Genomic DNA, 1,708 nt, shown 5'->3' with positions numbered 1-1,708 from the left:
TTCTGCTTGCGCGACATGCTGCCACGACTGGCCACGGCCATGATGCAATCCACACCATGTCCAGAGCCGGTTCTGCGTGCAGCGAGCAATTTTCACGGCTGATAGTCAGGGCGAATCAGGAGATATCTTCTCCTTTAGCATTCGATGCGGCAGTATGCGTGGCGCAGGCGTTGAGGTGTCTCAACAATGGTCGGAGCGTGTTTCATCTGATCGCGAAGGTGCACTCAACGCCGAGCAGGCAACGTCGCCAACACACCATCCAACGCGAGTTGCGTGCTGAAACCAGCCTTGCTCAGGCGCTTGCTCACTTCATTGGAAACATCGCGCCCGCTGCTGAGTTTGTTGGGCGCGCCGGTGTAATGAAACATGCGCCCGCCACGGCGCAGCACGCGCTCCAACTGGTCGTAGAACAGCTGCGAATACAGTTCGCCGGCAATGCCGAAGCGCGGCGGGTCGTGCAGGATGGCGTCGACCGAACCGTCTGCGAGCATAGTGATGTGCTGCAGGATATCGGCGTGGGTCAGCTGCAAGCGTCCGCCGGTCGTTGCGTCGTCCGGATCCGGCGACCACGGATTGAGTGTGCGCAGCCACAGCACATCGGCGTTCTTTTCGAACGAATGCAGCTGCGCCACGCCGGCCTCCAGGCAGCAGGCCGCGAAATAGCCCAGTCCGCCGCAGGTATCCAGCACGCTCTTGCCGCGCGGATCCACCAGCGCCACCTTGCGGCGCGCATCGTCAAACGGCGACAGCTGCGCCGACGGCAGCATTTTGATGCCATCGATCTCGAAGGTGGGCACGCCCCATTCGGTAGGCACCAGCTTGATCAACGCACCACTGAAGCGCGAGATTGGCGCAAAGTCGTCGCCATCCCAAAAATACAGCGTGCGCTCCTTGAACTTGCCCGGATATGGGTAGCCCCTGCCGCGCCACTGCCAGGTGTGCGCATCCAGCTGCGCAGTGCCGGTACTGCGGCCCAGGTCCAGCGACCCGGTCCATTGAGTCAGACCATTTCCGCGCGCAGCCAGCAGGGCTTGAGCATCAAGGAGAACGAGTAGTGGGCCGGAGTAATGGGGCACGTGGTCGGAGTGTCGTCCCCGGCCGCCAATTGCAGCGGGTCGGATCAAGAATAGAAAGAAGCCAATACGCATCCTAACCGACGCGGCCGGGAGTGGGTATCGCGGCGCTGGACGCGCGATGTACCCGCGTACTTACCGGGTGTTGACCAAGCAGGCGAGATGTGCTCCTAGCAAGACTGCCGTACGCCAGCATGCACGGCCTAGGCACGATGGATTCCCGCACGAAGTGCAACTTCCCCCAACGGTAGTGGGCCAGGTGCCGTAGCCTGAGCCACTACACGACCACGTGGAGTTGCCTATGTCCTATCAACACCTGACCCAAGACGCACGTTATCAGATGCAATGCGGGTTTGAGGTATGCCGTTCCAATGCATGGATTGCCCAGCAGCTCGGCCGTCATCCCAGCAGTATTGGACGCGCGCGCAACGCCCATGGTGGTGTCTAGCGCGCCAAAGCCGCACAGCGTCAGGCCAGTCAGCGGCGCGGCCAAGGGAGCAGTCATCCACGTATCGATACGGCAATGGTGGCGACGCTGCATGCGGGCCTGGCCGAGTGTCGTGGTCAAGTTTTTTCGGACACGACGATGGGTTGTTTGATTGCCGATTGCTGCTCGAAGGCATTGGGTGGCAAGT

Annotated in this window: 2 protein-coding genes and 1 pseudogene; 2 read left to right on the top strand and 1 reads right to left on the bottom strand. The window is 61.2% G+C overall.

The features are described from left to right. Positions 1-102: pseudogene (locus tag XpopCFBP1817_RS20620) on the top strand (IS1595 family transposase); the annotation flags it as partial. 122 nt (positions 103-224) lie between these two features. Here XpopCFBP1817_RS20620 and XpopCFBP1817_RS20615 read toward each other — a convergent pair. Next, positions 225-1,076: a class I SAM-dependent methyltransferase gene (locus XpopCFBP1817_RS20615; RefSeq protein WP_128418473.1), complete on the bottom strand. Its 852-nt coding sequence runs from the start codon at positions 1,074-1,076 to the stop codon at positions 225-227. A 298-nt stretch (positions 1,077-1,374) separates the two neighbouring features. On the opposite strand from XpopCFBP1817_RS20615, the gene XpopCFBP1817_RS24190 reads away from it, so the two are divergent. Further along, the gene (locus XpopCFBP1817_RS24190; protein WP_128418472.1) at positions 1,375-1,521 is read left to right on the top strand and encodes a helix-turn-helix domain-containing protein; all 147 of its coding nucleotides are present in this window, start codon (positions 1,375-1,377) and stop codon (positions 1,519-1,521) included. Positions 1,522-1,708 lie beyond the last annotated feature (187 nt).

The sequence above is a fragment of the Xanthomonas populi genome, assembly GCF_002940065.1.
GTDB lineage: Bacteria > Pseudomonadota > Gammaproteobacteria > Xanthomonadales > Xanthomonadaceae > Xanthomonas > Xanthomonas populi.
The sequence above is the reverse complement of the archived record's forward strand: the minus strand, read 5'-3'. Positions and strand labels throughout refer to the sequence as shown.